General features: G+C 51.7%; 20 protein-coding genes and 2 pseudogenes. 21 read left to right on the forward strand and 1 reads right to left on the reverse strand.

The window, feature by feature from the left end:
• The first annotated feature begins 25 nt into the window (after positions 1 to 25).
• Entirely contained in the window at positions 26 to 850 is an 825-nt protein-coding gene (locus Thiowin_RS00550; protein WP_328985813.1) for a hypothetical protein, read from the forward strand.
• A gap of 28 nt (positions 851 to 878) precedes the next feature.
• Here Thiowin_RS00550 and Thiowin_RS00555 read toward each other — a convergent pair whose 3' ends face one another.
• On the reverse strand, positions 879 to 1,874 hold the full coding sequence (locus Thiowin_RS00555; protein WP_328985814.1) for an IS1 family transposase: 996 nt from the start codon (positions 1,872 to 1,874) through the stop codon (positions 879 to 881).
• Between the two features lie 112 nt (positions 1,875 to 1,986).
• On the opposite strand from Thiowin_RS00555, the gene Thiowin_RS00560 reads away from it, so the two are divergent.
• The 20 genes and pseudogenes from Thiowin_RS00560 (at position 1,987) to Thiowin_RS00655 (ending at position 15,296) form a co-directional block, all read left to right on the forward strand.
• Positions 1,987 to 3,264 (forward strand): hypothetical protein, encoded by a 1,278-nt coding sequence (locus tag Thiowin_RS00560; RefSeq protein ID WP_328985815.1) that lies wholly within the window; start codon positions 1,987 to 1,989, stop codon positions 3,262 to 3,264.
• A gap of 699 nt (positions 3,265 to 3,963) precedes the next feature.
• Positions 3,964 to 4,056 (forward strand): annotated as a pseudogene (locus Thiowin_RS00565) (IS200/IS605 family transposase); the annotation flags it as partial.
• A 126-nt stretch (positions 4,057 to 4,182) separates the two neighbouring features.
• Positions 4,183 to 4,455, forward strand: coding sequence for a hypothetical protein (locus Thiowin_RS00570; protein ID WP_328985816.1), 273 nt, complete (start codon positions 4,183 to 4,185; stop codon positions 4,453 to 4,455).
• Positions 4,456 to 4,459: 4 nt separating this feature from the next.
• On the forward strand, positions 4,460 to 6,292 hold the full coding sequence (locus tag Thiowin_RS00575) for a class I SAM-dependent methyltransferase (protein ID WP_328985818.1): 1,833 nt from the start codon (positions 4,460 to 4,462) through the stop codon (positions 6,290 to 6,292).
• Between the two features lie 26 nt (positions 6,293 to 6,318).
• Positions 6,319 to 6,609: a transposase gene (locus Thiowin_RS00580; RefSeq protein ID WP_328985819.1), complete on the forward strand. Its 291-nt coding sequence runs from the start codon at positions 6,319 to 6,321 to the stop codon at positions 6,607 to 6,609.
• A gap of 872 nt (positions 6,610 to 7,481) precedes the next feature.
• On the forward strand, positions 7,482 to 8,432 hold the full coding sequence (locus Thiowin_RS00585) for a class I SAM-dependent methyltransferase (protein WP_328985820.1): 951 nt from the start codon (positions 7,482 to 7,484) through the stop codon (positions 8,430 to 8,432).
• Between the two features lie 63 nt (positions 8,433 to 8,495).
• Complete coding sequence (locus Thiowin_RS00590; RefSeq protein ID WP_328985821.1) at positions 8,496 to 8,879, forward strand: hypothetical protein; 384 nt, start codon at positions 8,496 to 8,498, stop codon at positions 8,877 to 8,879.
• Between the two features lie 152 nt (positions 8,880 to 9,031).
• Complete coding sequence (locus Thiowin_RS00595) at positions 9,032 to 9,463, forward strand: putative toxin-antitoxin system toxin component, PIN family (RefSeq protein WP_328985822.1); 432 nt, start codon at positions 9,032 to 9,034, stop codon at positions 9,461 to 9,463.
• Entirely contained in the window at positions 9,460 to 9,693 is a 234-nt protein-coding gene (locus tag Thiowin_RS00600) for a toxin-antitoxin system HicB family antitoxin (protein ID WP_328985823.1), read from the forward strand. The genes Thiowin_RS00595 and Thiowin_RS00600 overlap by 4 nt, the downstream gene beginning before the upstream one ends.
• Before the next feature lie 279 nt (positions 9,694 to 9,972).
• Complete coding sequence (locus Thiowin_RS00605; protein ID WP_328985824.1) at positions 9,973 to 10,158, forward strand: hypothetical protein; 186 nt, start codon at positions 9,973 to 9,975, stop codon at positions 10,156 to 10,158.
• Positions 10,159 to 10,163: 5 nt separating this feature from the next.
• Entirely contained in the window at positions 10,164 to 10,478 is a 315-nt protein-coding gene (locus tag Thiowin_RS00610) for a hypothetical protein (protein WP_328985825.1), read from the forward strand.
• Between the two features lie 103 nt (positions 10,479 to 10,581).
• Positions 10,582 to 10,821 carry a DUF2442 domain-containing protein gene (locus Thiowin_RS00615; RefSeq protein WP_328985826.1) on the forward strand — a complete coding sequence of 80 codons (240 nt, stop codon included), beginning with the start codon at positions 10,582 to 10,584 and terminating at the stop codon, positions 10,819 to 10,821.
• Between the two features lie 409 nt (positions 10,822 to 11,230).
• Positions 11,231 to 11,515, forward strand: coding sequence for a hypothetical protein (locus Thiowin_RS00620; RefSeq protein WP_328985827.1), 285 nt, complete (start codon positions 11,231 to 11,233; stop codon positions 11,513 to 11,515).
• Between the two features lie 188 nt (positions 11,516 to 11,703).
• A pseudogene (locus tag Thiowin_RS00625) lies at positions 11,704 to 12,078 on the forward strand (transposase); the annotation flags it as partial.
• 220 nt (positions 12,079 to 12,298) lie between these two features.
• The gene (locus tag Thiowin_RS00630; protein ID WP_328985828.1) at positions 12,299 to 12,550 is read left to right on the forward strand and encodes a UPF0175 family protein; all 252 of its coding nucleotides are present in this window, start codon (positions 12,299 to 12,301) and stop codon (positions 12,548 to 12,550) included.
• Positions 12,543 to 12,950, forward strand: coding sequence for a hypothetical protein (locus tag Thiowin_RS00635; protein ID WP_328985829.1), 408 nt, complete (start codon positions 12,543 to 12,545; stop codon positions 12,948 to 12,950). The genes Thiowin_RS00630 and Thiowin_RS00635 overlap by 8 nt, the downstream gene beginning before the upstream one ends.
• 9 nt (positions 12,951 to 12,959) lie before the next feature.
• Positions 12,960 to 13,913, forward strand: a complete 954-nt coding sequence (locus tag Thiowin_RS00640) for an RpnC/YadD family protein (RefSeq protein WP_328985830.1) — start codon at positions 12,960 to 12,962, stop codon at positions 13,911 to 13,913.
• 96 nt (positions 13,914 to 14,009) lie between these two features.
• The gene (locus Thiowin_RS00645; protein ID WP_408034253.1) at positions 14,010 to 14,510 is read left to right on the forward strand and encodes a transposase; all 501 of its coding nucleotides are present in this window, start codon (positions 14,010 to 14,012) and stop codon (positions 14,508 to 14,510) included.
• 11 nt (positions 14,511 to 14,521) lie between these two features.
• Positions 14,522 to 14,971, forward strand: coding sequence for a type II toxin-antitoxin system RelE/ParE family toxin (locus Thiowin_RS00650; RefSeq protein WP_328985831.1), 450 nt, complete (start codon positions 14,522 to 14,524; stop codon positions 14,969 to 14,971).
• 70 nt (positions 14,972 to 15,041) lie between these two features.
• Positions 15,042 to 15,296, forward strand: a complete 255-nt coding sequence (locus tag Thiowin_RS00655; RefSeq protein ID WP_328985832.1) for a helix-turn-helix domain-containing protein — start codon at positions 15,042 to 15,044, stop codon at positions 15,294 to 15,296.
• Positions 15,297 to 15,578 lie beyond the last annotated feature (282 nt).

The raw sequence follows: 15,578 nt of genomic DNA on the forward strand, positions 1-15,578 counted from the left end.
GTTAAGCCATTATAGATCCTTAGGTGTGAAAAGATTTATTATTGTTGATGATCAATCTGATTTGCCGCTCATAGATTTAAATCTCGGCAGTGATGTGTATATTTTTAAGCCGGTTATTGGTAACTTTAAGAATTTCAAAGCTTTCTGGCTTCAGTGCTTAATGAGGAAATATCAAGTTCCTGGGAGTTTATGTCTATGCGTGGATTCTGATGAATACCTGGATATTCCGAAATCAATAATCTCTGTCAATGCTGATCTGCAGGAAAATCCTCTAGATTCCTTGTTAAAGCAAAGCTCGTCGTTGTCAAAGTATGGCTATATTCCTGGCCTTTTGATAGATTTGATGCCAGAAAATGAATTGATTCAAGTTACAACACAGAACTTCATCGATACGATGAATTATCATGCTTATGTTCAAGGAAAGGTTGACGAGGAAAACGAATATAAAGGACATTCGTCTATTAAATGGGCGTTCGGGGATTATTGGGAAACTGCATATAGGTATGACCTTCGTTACCATGTGTATAGAACTTTTGACTGTATGAGGAAATTTCCAGTTTTTATCTATAGCCATGACATTGAATTGAATCAAGGTTTTCATTCACTTGCACGTGGTTTCGGCATAAGCAAACTGCAAAATGACGAATACATTCTTCCGATACGGCACTATAAAATGATTAAGGTTCTTGTAGAAGGTTTAAGACTCAATGTTGATGGGTATTTTGATAGGACAGCAGAGAATTTATCAAGAATTTATAATTCTAGTGTGAATTATACTTTCTATAAATGGAAAAATTTAGAAAAGCGTGTTTATAAAGCAGCCTATATTAAGCCATCTTTGCATGGGTAGTGTTCTAGATTTGTGCATATCCCCTATTTTATATTGCGAGCCCAAATTCATATCTATTTATAAACAGGCCGATGACAATGTCATGCATCTGGTCAATTTTTGAAAAGCAAATCGTTTTCCTGGCTAATCTTTTAATCCTTGTTCTCAATGTCAGATGCTTTCTTTCTATTTTCTGCGTATTTCTTTTTCCAACAACATGCTCATTTTCTGGAATTCCTCGGTCGTAAGCACCCCAATCATCCGTATAAAACTTTTTAATTCCGAATGGCTTCAGAAGCATTCTTAATTTGGCGAAGACTTCGTCTTTTCTTCTCCCAAAGACGTAGGCTAATATTCTTCCTGTCTTATGATCGATTGCATGCCACAGCCAACGCTGATTAGATTTCTTTCCAACAAAGCTCCACATTTCATCAAGCTCTGCATCCACGGCCTTTACAATCAGTACCTTGGGAGGGTCCCCTGCCATCTTCTCAAGCACTTTCTGATTGGTAGACTGAAGGTCATTTTCAATGGATCTAATTGTGCTCAATACCGTCGCTGCGCCCAGGTCGGCACCCGCAGGTAGCACAGGCCGAACTGCTCGTCGATGAAGTAGAAATAATCGTGCAGACACTTGCCCGGGATCGGTTTGAGGAAGGTCTTTCCGCTCGCCTTGTCGTGCCAAGGGCGATAAGAGGAACAGGTTTCCATGGGCCGAGAAGATGTGCACCAGCCCGGGGTGATCTCCGCGCTCGGCGAGGATGGCCTGGACCCGCGCTTCCTTGCGGAATGCTTTGAGCTTGCGGATGAACTCGATCTTGAGTCCAGCCTCGTCGGCCAGTCGCTCGGCGTTGACGCGGATCTCTTCTCGCAGCGGCTCAGCCCACTGGGTATCGTCGAACAGGCGAATGTTGCGTGCCCCAAGATAACCCGCCATGGCGTTGGGATGACAGATGTCGGGAAAGGTGCCGGTGATCACAACGCGGTCGAAATAGGACAACACACAGCCGATCTCGTCTCGATGCTGTTCGGCAAAGGGGTTCATCGTTGCGCTCCGGGTCTTGCCTGCTTACCCCCAACGATAGTCGATCAGCCCTGTTTGGTTCCGGCTTCGCCGGATTAGGCGGTGCTTTTTTAAAAATACTTGGAGTTCTAAATTGAGAAAAATAATTTTGATTGCAGGGCGCCGTGATGGATTTGGTGAAAGGTTTAAAGCTATTCTGGATGGCTTGGCTGTGTCTAGATATAGAGATATTGACTTCGGCTTCATGTGGCCGAGAAGAATTGGAGTTTACCAAGCATTTAATGCAATCGAATCGATTAATGCAACATTCTCTAGCGAGTTTGCAAAAGAATTTCATTTTTTAGAAGACGATCTTAGGAATTTTGATTCTGTTCGCCCTTTGCCTAGTGGCACGGCTTTGTCGAAAGAGGTTCTTGAGGAAATCCTAGCAAAGGATAGAGGATCTGTTGCAATCATATATGAAAAAATCGATATTGATTCTTTTAAAGATTTTTTGGCCAAATTAAATTTTGCAGAGTTGTTTCAAAGCATCAAATTTTCTTCGAATATTGAAAATATAAGATCAAAAATATTACAGTTTTTTTCTATTGTGGATACTGGCTATTCTGGAATTCATATACGGGGAGGGGATGTGATATATGGCCCCTATAAAAACACTATTTTTTTTCGTAATAAAGGCTACCCTTTTGCACTGATAATAGCTTTAACTGAAGAGTTGTTTCGTGATGGAGTTAAAGTGATTGCTTTTTGCCAAGATGACAGTGTGGATATGATATTAAACAGTTCGCCAGGCGTTGTAACGTCTAAAGCGATTATTGCGGAAGTTTTTGGGTCGCGCGCCAAAGATTTTTCAGTTCTCGAGCTGGCACTTGCTGATATTTTTATTATGTTAAATTGTAATTCTCTTTATGGAAGTGTAACTAGCGGATTTGTGGGGTTAGCTGCAAAAGTAAAGTCAATTGAAGTTGTTGATCCTGTAAAGCGAATTTCAGCTTCAAAGCGGATTGTAATTTATGAAGAATCTTTGAGGCGAGGAGGCTATCCAGACGTTTTTCAGGAATCTTTTTGTCTTGTACACATGCTTCTTGATAGTAGGATTGCAAATAAAAGAGATAAGCAATTGTGGGCGGCGGAAAGGTTGATTGAATTACAGCCTCAAAGCGACCTGTATCGTGCATTGTTAATATTTACTTATTTGGAAAGTGACTTGGAAACTCTTGCAGAGAATTTCTTAAAGACGCTTACAGAAAAAGAAGCTGAGGTTTTAACAATCGCATCGTGTATGACTAAAAAAGTTGCAGGCAAGTATCATTTAAAGCAATTTTTAGAAAATTTTTTAGCAAAAAATTTTGAAGATAAATTTTCCTTACTTAAAGCTCTTCGATCTGAAGTATGTCGGCTTATTAACTAGCTAAAGCTTCCCGTTTTTGTCCCTAGGCGACCAGCCTGAGTAGGGCGTCGGCGTTGGCGATGGAATTTGGCGGGGGTTGCTAGGGGCGGCGCAATCCCCCTTAACATTCTCCCCGGCCAGGGTCTTGGCGAAGGCGCGACTCAGATCGGCGAAGATGTATAGGCACTTATAGCCAGCCCTTTTAAGGTGCATAAAAGCAACATTTAAAATCAGAGGCTTACGGTTCCGGGTGAATCTGGCAGTCACCGAACCACGCGATCCGCCGCAGGTACCTTGACGAAAAATCAGGGGCTTGCAGTCGGGTGAATTTCGTCACCTTAAAATGGCTGCATTTACAGGAGTCCATCAGGTACACTCCGATCGTGAGTCGCCAAGCACACGATGTTGGAGAGTCCCGATGGACAAGATTGAGAGCCTTAGTCACTCCAAATGGGAGTGCAAATATCACATTGTTTTCATCCTAGAAAGAGCAGTTGAACGGCCGTCAGGGTGCGTCCCGCGTGGTGTCCAGCAAGGCACAACGAGGCGGAATAGTCGTTCTATTCCAACGAGTTGTAACGCAGCTGGGCGCCGCGCGGGGCGTGCCCTGGCGGCCGTAGCGCCGTTGACCAGACGGGTGACTCTCCAATGCCTCCAGAGTACGAGCAAAATCAGACCTTTGCATGTGAAGCTAAGCGGTCAACTGCTCTTTCTAGGTTCATTCCAAAATGCCGGCGTCGCACGCTGTACGGCCAGCTGAGGCAGCATCTTGGGGAGGTGTTCCATGAACTGGACCGACACAAAGACAACCGAAAATCTGGCATTAGCTGGGTATAGGTACAACTGAAGCCTGTTTTTTAAATCAGCAGACCCGTTAAACTCTGACCACGCCCTGAGGGCATGGTTTTTTACGTTACGATTAAAAAGAGGTGTTTTTTTATGCGAAACGCAATTGCTGTACTCACGCGAGGTTATACAGAGTTCAAGAGCTATGATTCCTTGATTAAAAGAAATTTATCAATACAGAATAATTTAACTTCTAAAAATGTGGATGTTTTGATATTTCATGAAGGAAATATTGTAAAAAGCCATCAAAAATATATTCAAGGCCAAACTTTACTGCCTTTGCGGTTTATTGAGTTGGCACCATTTGGCCCTGTGGATAATGTAAAATTTTACCCTGAAACAAAAAAAGTTTGGTTGGGGGTATAGACACATGTGTTCATTTTGGTTTGTTGATTTTTGGGATTACGTTAAAGCTTATCAAAAGTTAATTCGCATTGATGAAGATTGCATCGTTTATTCTTCTCTTGACGCGGTTTTTGATGCTTTGAATGATAAAGCTGTGCTGTATAGAAAATGGGAAATTGATCAAGAAGGCTGTTGCCATGGTTTAATTGATTTTTGTAATTCTCATTTCGGCCTCACTGATCATTCTGGGCTACCTTCTCGACCATCTGGTCCTTACACAAATTTTTTTGCTTTAAATTTAGAAACCTTAAGATGTGAAAAAAGACTTTTTGTTTTTATTGAGAATGTAAAGCAGTCAAAGTATATTTTTCAATACCGATGGGGGGATCTTGCTTTATGGGGTGAGGTCTTGCGTTTTTTATTTGATGCTAGCCAACATAAAATATTCTATGGTTTTTCGTATTTTCATGGATCTCGCGACAGTAACTTTGAAATAGAAACCAATCCTAATTTAGATAAAATTAAAATTATGCAGCCAAAGCCTTCACCATACGCTTTAATTCGAGTTGGTGGGAATAGAGATGGAGCCTACCTTTTGCCAGATGATTTGCTTGGTATTAAGGCTGTTTTTTCTCCTGGCGTGAATAACCGTAAGGATTTCGAAGACGAATTGCTTGATGCCTATAGTATCGCCTCACACATGTGTGATTATTCTAGTCATCCAGAAAAATTCCGGACGTCGCTAAAACTGGGACAAACTTTTAAAAAGAAGTGGCTCGATATCAATGGTAGCGAAGACAGTATCTCGCTCAAAGACTGGGTACAAGAACTTACGCCGGATGCGAGTGACGATCTTATATTGCAAATGGATATTGAGGGTGCGGAATACCGTAACTTGCTCCAGACACCGGATGAGATCTTGCGCCGTTTCCGCATTATCGTGATTGAGTTACATAACATCAAGGTCTGCAATCGCCCAGATGATTTCAACCAAGAACTCGGCCCCCTGCTCGAGCGACTAGATCAATATTTTCTTTGTGTGCATGCGCATCCAAACAATTGTAGCAGTGATTTTAGAGTTATTGGTTCCGAAATGAATCTATCTAATGTGCATGAACTTACGTTCTTGCGCAGGGATCGCTGGGAAGGCGTAGCCGATGTGGATTGTTATGCGCCCATGCTTCCGCATCCCTTGGATATCGAACCCAATGATCCTAATAAACCGCCGATTTTCTTAAACGAGCATTGGCTGGCATCCGGCAAGCGGGCGCCTGAATCTACTATCAAGCTACTTACCGATCAGGTGAGGTTTCTGGAGCGCGCACTGAAGCAGGCGCAAAGCCCGGCGCAAGACATTATTACTAATCTGTACCGGCTTTCGCAACATGCGGCATCAGCGTTGCCCACACTTACCCCCAGACCGACCGCCGAAACACTCGTTGATCTCGCGGCTGGCAAGCCCTTTACGCTTAGCTCACAACATACGGCTTGCCCGAAGAAAGGACAGGTGGCGGAGCAACGCCCGTTCTTCTTCCACACTGGTGAGGGCTTCAACCAATCGATTACCATCGATCTAGGGGCGGAGGCCACGCTGTTTGAGTTGCACATCGCCAATCGCACCAAGTTCTGTCAGGAGCGCGCACGCTGTCTGTTTTACTGCCTCCATAAAGAGCCAAAGCAGAATTTGCACCAAGGTTTTCCGGTGGTCATAGATGAAGCATTCCTGACCAAGGTAGACCAGATCAGCGTGACCGATTTGCGCGGCGCGCGGGCGCGGTATGTGACGATTTTTTCACCGGAAAAGACACTTCTGCACCTCTCGTCCGTTCAAATCCTTGGCGTACCCAACAACGATTAGAGGAACTGTCGCTCGATGAGCAGGCTGTGACTCTCGAGTTATTCCGTTTGATCGACTGGAGGGTTCATCTACCGGAGGCGCTAGAAGCGGACTTTCGCCAACAACTCTATGCCTATGAGGAGCAGGAGCGTATGCCGTATGTGACCAACGTTGAACGAGTGGAGATTCAAAAGAGCGAAGCCAGGACACTGCTGCGCCTGCTCGATCAGAAAGTCTGTCCCGAAGCCGCACAAGCCCACCGCGAGCGCATCGAAGCCGCCGAGTTGGAGCAGTTGGGAGCCTGGCTCGATCGCGTCCTTAGCGCCGAGACCCCTTAGACGATTTTCCACTAAGGCTCAGAGTCGGGGCTACATGCCTTCGTTTTCTGGCTTGGACCTGATGGTGACGCTAGCGGCCTGTCGTGGGCGTCTAGGAATCGCTGTGTCTGAGCCTGAAGCCTCTAGTGAGCGCCGATGCCCAGGCCAGGTCTTTATGCGAATCCCGACAATCGCGCCGCCGATGGCAAGGCAAAGGGGCGCGTTGTCACAGACAGCCCGAAGCCATCCGGCTCCGGGGCAGCGGTGATCGGCCCCTCGGCCGCGATGGGCTCAACGATCAAGCGGAACGGAATTCTGGGGACAGTATACTTAATTCACTTGGGCTGGTAGGGCGCGCTGTTTGCGGCGAAAGCCGCTCCCACCCAATCCACCGAATCGGCTAAACTCCCTACATGACAAGCCACTGATACCAGCAAAGCGAAAGGGCCGCTTACTCCAAAGCCGCGCGGATAATGGCCGGACACCAGCGCAATGACCAAGCCTGATCAAGTCCCCCGTATTGTTCTCGATACCAACGTGCTGTACGGCGGACTGAGAATTAAAGGGGCAGAATTAAAGGTGCCGGGATCGATTTAATTTTCACGCTACAAATGATAAAGAGCAAATGTGCAGACTCGGGCCTAGATCATAAGTCGGACCACCCTGATCCGCTGGGCTGTGATCGCAATGGCTAAGTTACTATAATATTGGTCGTTTCGAGCAGATTGTCCGACTAGACAAATAAGTTTTGGCCCACTTTAAGATCAAGGCCCAGACTCGAATAACTTGGCGAAGCAAACCGGTCCACAGGCAAATAATCGCCGGTTCGCCATAGAATCAGATTGGGTGCCCCTTTCAAATGCAAGCGCATCCCCCCGATGAGCCGCCGGCTGATGATCCCGCCTGATACCTCGCCAACCCCAGACAGCCTCTTTCTCTGGCGCACCGCGCGGACGATTCAATCTAGCGACCTGCCGCGCGCTCGGGCGATGGCGCGCCACGCCCTGCGCACTGGCTTTGATCGTGCTCGCATGGCTCGCGCCCTGATCGGGGAGCTGTGCCAATCCAGTATCGCAAAAACCCGAAACCCCCCCCATCGCGCCCCGACCAGGTTCCCCTGGTCCCTGGGATTGGAACTCGGCTTCCCGCCCGCACGCGTTCCCGCCACGCCCAGCCTAACCAACGAAGCCGAGCAACACCACCAAGCCGGACGCTATCGCGAGGCCGCCCAGTGCTGGCAGGATGTCGCGGACCTGTTGCAGGAAACCACTCCAGAGCGTATCTACCAGTGCCTAGGCGAGGCCATGACGCTCAACCGGCAGGGCTGGGGTGGCACGCGCGAGGACAATCACACCTGGGGCGACTGCCACAAGCACGATGTGCTGGCCTGGCTGCATGCCCAGCTTGGCACCGAGCAGTACCTGGAGATTGGCGTCGATGCCGGCCTGAGCCTGGCGCGCGCGCCCGGCCGAGCACGCGGCATCGACCCACGTCCCGATCTCCTGCTGCAAGCCCCTCTGAGTGAGCAAGCGCGGATCCTCACCTGCAGCAGCGACGCCTTCTTCCGCGACCAGGCCAAGACGGTGCTGCAACAACCGCCGGATCTGGTGTTCATCGATGGCATGCACCTGTTCGAGTTCGCCCTACGCGACCTGATCAACGTAGAGCGCCATGCCGCGCCGCATACGCTGGTCGCCATCGATGATATCTACCCCTGCCATCCCGGAATTCTGGGGACAGTTTACTTAACTCGTAGGGCGCCGCAGCTTTTAAAGCAACGGGCGAGACGGCTCAAATCCATTAAGCTAAAGGTGGGGGAATTCCAGGGACAGTTTACTGAATAGCCCAAGGATCGCGGCAACCAAAGCCCCTCCCACCCCCAGCCGCGCATCGGCTAGACTCTCGGCATGAGCCGCGATCCCCGCATCCCCTGGCATGAACTGCTCGGCAAAGCCCACACCGACGCGCTGATCGGGCTGCCGTACAGCGTCAGCACCGAAGAAGAGCTCGCCCTGCGCAGCCAACGCCTGGATGTGCTGATCATCGAGCAAGCCCCGGCGGCAGGCAGCGACGGCCGCGACCCTCAGCGCACCAAGGCGGCCTTGCAAACGCCCAACGCATCGCCCACACCTGAGCCCTATGCGGATGCGCCTGAACGCCCCGATGGCCTCGAAGACCTCGCCGCGCACAACCTACTCAGTTTAATCAAAGGGGCCAGGCTCGGTTTAATTTCTGTGCTAAACTCCAGCAGAATTCCGGGGACAGTATACTTAATTCCTTTGGGCTGGTAGGGCGCGCTGTTTGCGGCGAAAGCCGCTCCCACTCAATCCACCGAATCGGCTAAACTCCCTACATGAGAGCCGACACCCAAGCCACTGACACCAGCAAAGCGAAAGGGCCGCTTACTCCAAAGCCGCGCGGATAATGGCCGGACACCAGCGCAATGACCAAGCCTGATCCAGTCCCCCGTATTGTTCTCGATACCAACGTGCTGTTCGCCGGACTGTATTCGTCCAGCGGACAGTCCCACCGACTGCTCAGGGCGATCCTGGATGGTCGGGTGCGGATCACACTCTCGACACCGTTGTTGTTCGAGTACGAGGATGTCCTAAAACGCAATCAGGCCGTGCTGGGTCTGAGCGATGTCGAGATCAATGTCATCCTGGATAACCTCTGTGTGGTGGCCGATCTTCAGGCAATCTATTTCTTGTGGCGTCCCTGTTTGCCGGACGCCAAGGATGATATGGTCCTGGAACTGGCCGTCGCCGCCAAAGTGCCGCATATCGTGAGCTTCAACGCCAAGGATTTTAGACCGGCCTCCGGGTTTGGCATCGCGGTGATCACCCCGAAGAACCTATTGGAGACGCTACCGTGACGACTTTGAATCTAACCCTGCCCACGTCTATTCAACGCCACCTACAGGAAATGGCTGACCTGGATGGCGTACCCGTTGATCAGTTTGTCATGAGCGCGGTGACCGAAAAAATTTCCGCGCTGACCGCTGAAACCTATCTGCGCGCCCGCGCCGGTCGCGCCGATACGGCGGCATTTCTGAGTATTCTGGATCGGGTGCCACAACGCGCGCCGCTGGCCGGCGACGAATGAAAATTGCAAATCAAAGGGTAGAGTAGAGAGCAGGTTGCCATTACTTTAGTCGCGGCTTATCTGTTTCCGCCCCTTTCGTTTGGCGGTGCATAAATAGCCGAGGCATGGTCCCGGCACCCAGCCCTCCCTCATCAAACCGGAATTCCGGGGACATATATGGTCCGCCCCGAATTCCGAATTCTGGGGACAGTATACTTAATTCTTCTGGGCTGGCAGGGCGCGCTGTTCGCGGCTAAAGCCGCTCCCACCCCCGTCACCAAATCGGCTAAACTCACCCCCATGACAGCCGACACCCAAGCCACAGACACCAGCGACAAACCCGACTACGACAGCCCCTGGAAAGAAGCCCTGGAGAAGTTCTTCCCGGAGTTCCTCGCGCTGCTGTTCCCGGCCATCCATGCCGAGATCGAGTGGTCAAAGGGCGTGCAGTTTCTCGACAAAGAATTCCAACCCAAGCCCATCTAAGGGTTGTGCGCGAGGCCAAGACCACCCGGCGCTATGCGGATAAGCTGGTCGGCGTCACCCGCCGCGATGAGACGCCGGTGTGGGTGCTAGCCCATGTTGAAGTGCAAGGTGATCCGCAAAACGACTTTGCCGAGCGGATGTTCACCTACAATTACAAAATCCGCGATGCCTACCAAGTGCCGGTCGCGAGTCTGGCGGTGCTGGCCGATACCAAGCGCAGTTTCCGCCCCAACAGCTACCGCACGGCGCTGTGGGACTGTCGGGTGCAATTCGACTTCCCGATGGTCAAACTGCTCGACTACGCCGAACCCGAGCGCTGAGCCGAGCTGTGAAATCCATCGTGAAAATTTGCTGGCGGACTGGGAGTTGGCGGTCAATGGTCAAACACCTTTCCCGATTGACTCGTTGCGTTGAGGTGATGGTATGGAAAGTGTTGTCCGTGTTATGCCCAGAGAAGACTTTACCCTTGAGCTTTGGTTCAGCACCGGAGACCACCGGCTTTTCGATATGAAGCCCTATTTGGATCGAGGTGTATTTACTAAACTGAAGGATTTGTCACAGTTCAAACGCGCCTATGTCGCCTTTGATACGGTCTGCTGGCCAGATAACTTAGATATTGCACCAGAGACCCTTTTTGATCGTTCATTTCCTGCTGAGAATTAATAATAAATGTACGCGCCTTCAGTCAGGCCTATCCTTGGCAAATCTGGAATTGAATTCTGGGGACAGTATACTTGAATCAAAGGGGTCAGGATCGAATTAATCTCAAGGAACTTTGTGATGCGACAATTCGATGATTAACGAACTGCTTTGGCCAGAAGATCGCGTTGAGCACATTGCTCGCCATGAGGTGACCCCTGATGAATTTGAAGAGGTTTGTTTTTGGGCGTTCCTTGGTTCTTCGTGCAAAAGCAACAGGTGCAAATCCTGTCTACCATGTCCTTGGTGAATCCCACGCCGGCCGTTATCTGCTCTGCATCTTAATCCAGTTTCTAGATGGCAAAGGCTATCCTGTGACAGCACGGTCGATGACAAATCGTGAGCGACAACGCTACCAACAATGGAAAAGAAAATGACTGATTTACCAATAACCGATTCAGTCGCTGAACTCGCCGCCTTCTGGCAACATCATGAAGTCGTTGACTTCGAGGATCAGCTTGAAGAGGTATCAGAACCCGTTTTCGAGCCTATCGAGCATGTTTTCGTCCCGTTAAGTCATGAATACCTGCGGGCATTGCGAAAAAGGGCAGATCGTGAGCATCTATCATCAGAAGCACTGGTTCAAAAATGGGTGCGAGAGCATTTGGACGAAAACAGGCAAAGGGGTAGAGCGAGACAGGGGCCGGGAACGAATTAATTGCTACAATCCAATCCAATCAAGGGGTCAAGGGCTCGAACTCATCTCAAAGGGACTGGATTCGATTGAATGTTGTTCTTGTGAATTGTGAATTCCGGGGACAGTATACCTAATTCCTAGACGATAAACGCCAAATGGGGTTACAGTTTTACCAAGGCGTTTGTGACGGGTGAGAAATTGACGGAACAATGGCAAGACTCCCGAGAGTGGTGGTTCCGGGGTTGCCGCATCATGTGACGCAGCGCGGCAATCGACGGCAGCAGACGTTTTTTAGCGATGACGACTATGCGGAGTATCGTCGCTTGCTCTCGCTCTCCTGTCGTGCCTGCGAAACGCGGGTGTTGGCCTACTGCTTCATGCCCAATCATGTGCATCTGATTCTGGTGCCCGCGACGGAGTTTGGTTTGCGGGATGCGTTGGGTGAGGCTCATCGGCGCTACACCCGGATGATCAATTTTCGCCAAGGCTGGCGGGGGCACCTGTGGCAGGAACGGTTCCACTCGTTCGTGATGGATGAGCGACATTTGATCGCGGCGGCTCGGCTGTGCGAACGGCCGGAGGATTCGAGGTTAATTAGGGACGTACCACGGTTTCCGGCTGCTGCGACTGCCATCCGCTGAATCCGCTACACTCATCCCATGCCTGCCGAAAGCCACAGCGCCGAGACCGCGTCGCCGAGGCGCGACGATGACAGCTGGGGAGGACCGTAGAGCCAACCGGCGCCCCGGCGAGTGAGGGCCGGAGGCCGGCGAAAACCTGATGTCATACAGAGAGGGGCTGTGAATGAGCCAATTGATCCTTGATGTTCCAGACGATTCCCTGCTTTCGCTTAAGTGGTCTGATGCAGCTGCCGCAGCCGAGATCCGTCTTGCGGCCTCAATGAAGCTCTACGAGCTTGGGCGTCTGTCATCCGGAGCCGCCGCGCGTCTCGCCGGTGTCCCGAAGACGCTGTTTCTGAGCAAACTGGGCGACTACGGTGTCGATACTTTCCGCCTGACCGAAAACGACTTGGAGCGCCAGACGTCCCTTGCCTGAGGTTATCTGTAACACCTCGCCGCTCCAATATCTTCACCAGATCGGACAGCTGGGGCTGCTGCCAGCACTGGCCTCGCGGGTTGTCGTTCCGACCGCCGTTGCCGAGGAGCTTGCCGAAGGCAGGCGGCGAGGTCTCGACCTGCCAGTGCCAGAAATGTTGCCGTGGGTCGATCTGTCTGTTCCAGCGAATGAGCAGGTCATTCGCTTGGTCGCCGATCTTGGTCCCGGTGAAACCGGGGTTCTGCTCTTGGCGCTCGAACGGACCGATCCCGTCGTGATCTTGGACGACGCCTTGGCGCGGCGCCATGCTGAGATGCTCGGGATTGTGAATTCTGGGGACAGTATACTTAATTCCTTTCGGGCTGCCCCCAACGCTCCCACCCCGCCCCAAATCGGCTAAAATCACCCCATGACAGCCGACACCCAAGCCACAGACACCAGCGACAAACCCGACTACGACAGCCCCTGGAAAGAGGCGCTGGAGCGGTTCTTTCCGGAGTTTCTCGCGCTGCTGTTTCCGGCCATCCATGCCGAGATCGACTGGTCAAAGGGCGTGCAGTTTCTCGACAAGGAATTCCAGAAGATCGTGTGCGAGGCCAAGACCACCCGGCGCTATGCGGATAAGCTGGTCGGCGTCACCCGCCGCGATGAGACGCCGGTGTGGGTGCTGGCCCATGTTGAAGTGCAAGGCGATCCGCAAAGCGACTTTGCCGAGCGGATGTTCACCTACAATTACAAAATCCGCGATGCCTACCAAGTGCCGGTCGCGAGTCTGGCGGTGCTAGCCGATACCAAGCGCAGTTTCCGCCCCAACAGCTACAGCACGGCGCTGTGGGACTGTCGGGTGCAATTCGACTTCCCGATGGTCAAACTGCTCGACTACGCCACCCCCGAGCGCTGGGCCGAGCTGGAAGCGAGCGACACTGTTTTTGCCTTGGTGGTGATGGCCCAAATCCGGGCCAAGGTGACCGACGATGCCGAGACCCTGAAACGCTGGAAATTCCGCTTGATGCGCCTGATGTACGAGCGCGGCTATGAGCGCACGCTGATTGAAGAACTCTTCCGCCTGATCGATTGGATGATCCGTCTGCCTGAAGAGCTGGAAGCAGAATTTCGCCAAGAACTTTATGCCTACGAGGAGCAATACCAAATGCCATACGTGACGACTGTTGAGCGAGCCGGGATTGAGAAGGGAGTGCAGCAGGGCGAGGCCACCATCTTGATGGCTCAGCTGCAAGAGAAATTCGGTGCAGATTCACTCGACGCCCACCGCGAGCGCATCTCCGCCGCTGAGCCTGAAGAACTCCTGCAATGGTCCAAACGCATTCTCAGCGCCGACAGCCCCGAGACCATCTTCCACTGAGGCCCTCAGGGCGCGCTGGCAACATCAACCAACGTCCCTTAGCGTGTCCATCTGCTGGTCACGCCCAAAGCGGCTGAGGATATTCCCCGGCTGGTGATGGCCATCGGTCGGCGCTATGTGCAGACCATCAACAAGACCTATGATCGCACGGGCACCCTGTGGGATAGTCGCTACAAGTCCTCGCTGATCCAAGCCGACATCTATCTGCTGCGCTGCCAGCGCTATATTGAGCTAAACCCTGTGCGCGCGGACATGGTGCGCGATCCAGGAGAGTATCCTTGGAGTAGCTATCGGGCGAACGGGCTGGGCGCGAGCGATCCGCTGCTCTCCCCGCATTCGCTGTATCTGGATCTGGGCGACGCGCCCGAGGCCAGACAGGCGGCCTATCGGGAGCTGTTTCGCACCGGACTGGATGAGGCGGCACTCGCGGAGTTGCGCTTGGCCATCCAGCAGTCCCAGCCCATCGGCAGTGAGCGGTTCTTGCAGCAGATCGAACAGATGACTGGCCAACGCCGCGAGGCGCGCCCACGCGGGCGACCGCGCTTGGAGCCAGAGGGATCGGCGGTGTTGCCGGGGCAGATGGAGTTGGGGCTGTAAGATGGCGCTGATTGATCGGGATATTTGTTGCTTTCAACCGCCCAAATACGCAGTCTCCTCTCTCTTTTTGCCTTGAGGTATCTGATCGCGCTGTCATGAGCTGGGAAGTGGAATACACCAATGAATTCGAACAGTGGTGGGAAGACCTGACAGAACGCGAGCAAATTGCGGTGGCTGCGTCGGTTGGCTTGCTCGAGGCGCGTGGGCCGGCGTTGGGCTTTCCGCATAGCAGCGGCATCGAAGGTTCAAAACACGGTCACATGCGGGAGTTGCGCTCGCAAGTGGGCGGCAAACCTTTGCGTACGCTCTATGCTTTTGATCCGCGCCGCACCGCGATTCTACTGATCGGTGGCGACAAAACTGGCGATAAACGCTGGTATGAGGTGTTTGTACCGATGGCGGATCGACTCTATGACGAACATCTTCAGCAACTGCGACAGGAGGGGTTGATCGATGGCTAAGCCATTTTCTGAACTGCGAGCGCGGTTGTCACCCGAATCCCAGGCGCGCGTGGAATCACAGACGCGGGCGATGTTGGCCGATATGCCCTTGGATGCACTTCGCCGAGCACAGGGTTGTTCCCATCAAAGGCTCGCAGAGCAGTTACATATTCAGCCCTCGGAGATTGCAACCATCGAGAAGCGCACGGATTTGTATCTGTCAGCCTTGCGCAGCCAGATTGAGGCGATGGGTGGTCAGCTTGAGGTGATTGTGCGGTTTCCTGAAGGGGAGGTTAAAGTCAGTCACTTTGCAAATTCAACCCTCAGCCCCTTCACCCGTGCTTGAATCGCTGGACAGGGCGCAGCCACTCGCTGGCATCAACGCCTTTAATCAAAGGAATCAAGAATCAAGGAATCAAAGAATCAAAAAGAATCAAAAAGAATCAAAGGGGCCAGGCTCAAGAATCAAAGGGATCGGTTCGATTATACGCAGTGGCGAAAAAACCAATGGCAAGGCGAGACGGTTCGATCTCTCACTGAACAAGCCCGGATGTTAAGGGAACAGCGTCTCGGTTCGGAATTCGAATTCCGGGGACAGTATACTTAATTACCAGCAACAGCAATAAGC

It is taken from the genome of Thiorhodovibrio winogradskyi (genome assembly GCF_036208045.1).
Taxonomy (GTDB): Bacteria; Pseudomonadota; Gammaproteobacteria; order Chromatiales; family Chromatiaceae; genus Thiorhodovibrio; species Thiorhodovibrio winogradskyi.

Excerpts from the sequence above, each read along its gene's own strand:
- Thiowin_RS00555 (WP_328985814.1), bottom strand. The coding sequence starts at position 1,874 with ATGAACCCCTTTGCCGAACAGCATCGAGACGAGATCGGCTGTGTGTTG.
- Thiowin_RS00570 (WP_328985816.1), top strand. The coding sequence starts at position 4,183 with ATGCGAAACGCAATTGCTGTACTCACGCGAGGTTATACAGAGTTCAAG.
- Thiowin_RS00575 (WP_328985818.1), top strand. The coding sequence starts at position 4,460 with ATGTGTTCATTTTGGTTTGTTGATTTTTGGGATTACGTTAAAGCTTAT.
- Thiowin_RS00585 (WP_328985820.1), top strand. The coding sequence starts at position 7,482 with ATGATCCCGCCTGATACCTCGCCAACCCCAGACAGCCTCTTTCTCTGG.
- Thiowin_RS00590 (WP_328985821.1), top strand. The coding sequence starts at position 8,496 with ATGAGCCGCGATCCCCGCATCCCCTGGCATGAACTGCTCGGCAAAGCC.
- Thiowin_RS00595 (WP_328985822.1), top strand. The coding sequence starts at position 9,032 with ATGACCAAGCCTGATCCAGTCCCCCGTATTGTTCTCGATACCAACGTG.
- Thiowin_RS00605 (WP_328985824.1), top strand. The coding sequence starts at position 9,973 with ATGACAGCCGACACCCAAGCCACAGACACCAGCGACAAACCCGACTAC.
- Thiowin_RS00615 (WP_328985826.1), top strand. The coding sequence starts at position 10,582 with ATGGAAAGTGTTGTCCGTGTTATGCCCAGAGAAGACTTTACCCTTGAG.
- Thiowin_RS00620 (WP_328985827.1), top strand. The coding sequence starts at position 11,231 with ATGACTGATTTACCAATAACCGATTCAGTCGCTGAACTCGCCGCCTTC.
- Thiowin_RS00630 (WP_328985828.1), top strand. The coding sequence starts at position 12,299 with ATGAGCCAATTGATCCTTGATGTTCCAGACGATTCCCTGCTTTCGCTT.
- Thiowin_RS00640 (WP_328985830.1), top strand. The coding sequence starts at position 12,960 with ATGACAGCCGACACCCAAGCCACAGACACCAGCGACAAACCCGACTAC.
- Thiowin_RS00645 (WP_408034253.1), top strand. The coding sequence starts at position 14,010 with ATGGCCATCGGTCGGCGCTATGTGCAGACCATCAACAAGACCTATGAT.
- Thiowin_RS00655 (WP_328985832.1), top strand. The coding sequence starts at position 15,042 with ATGTTGGCCGATATGCCCTTGGATGCACTTCGCCGAGCACAGGGTTGT.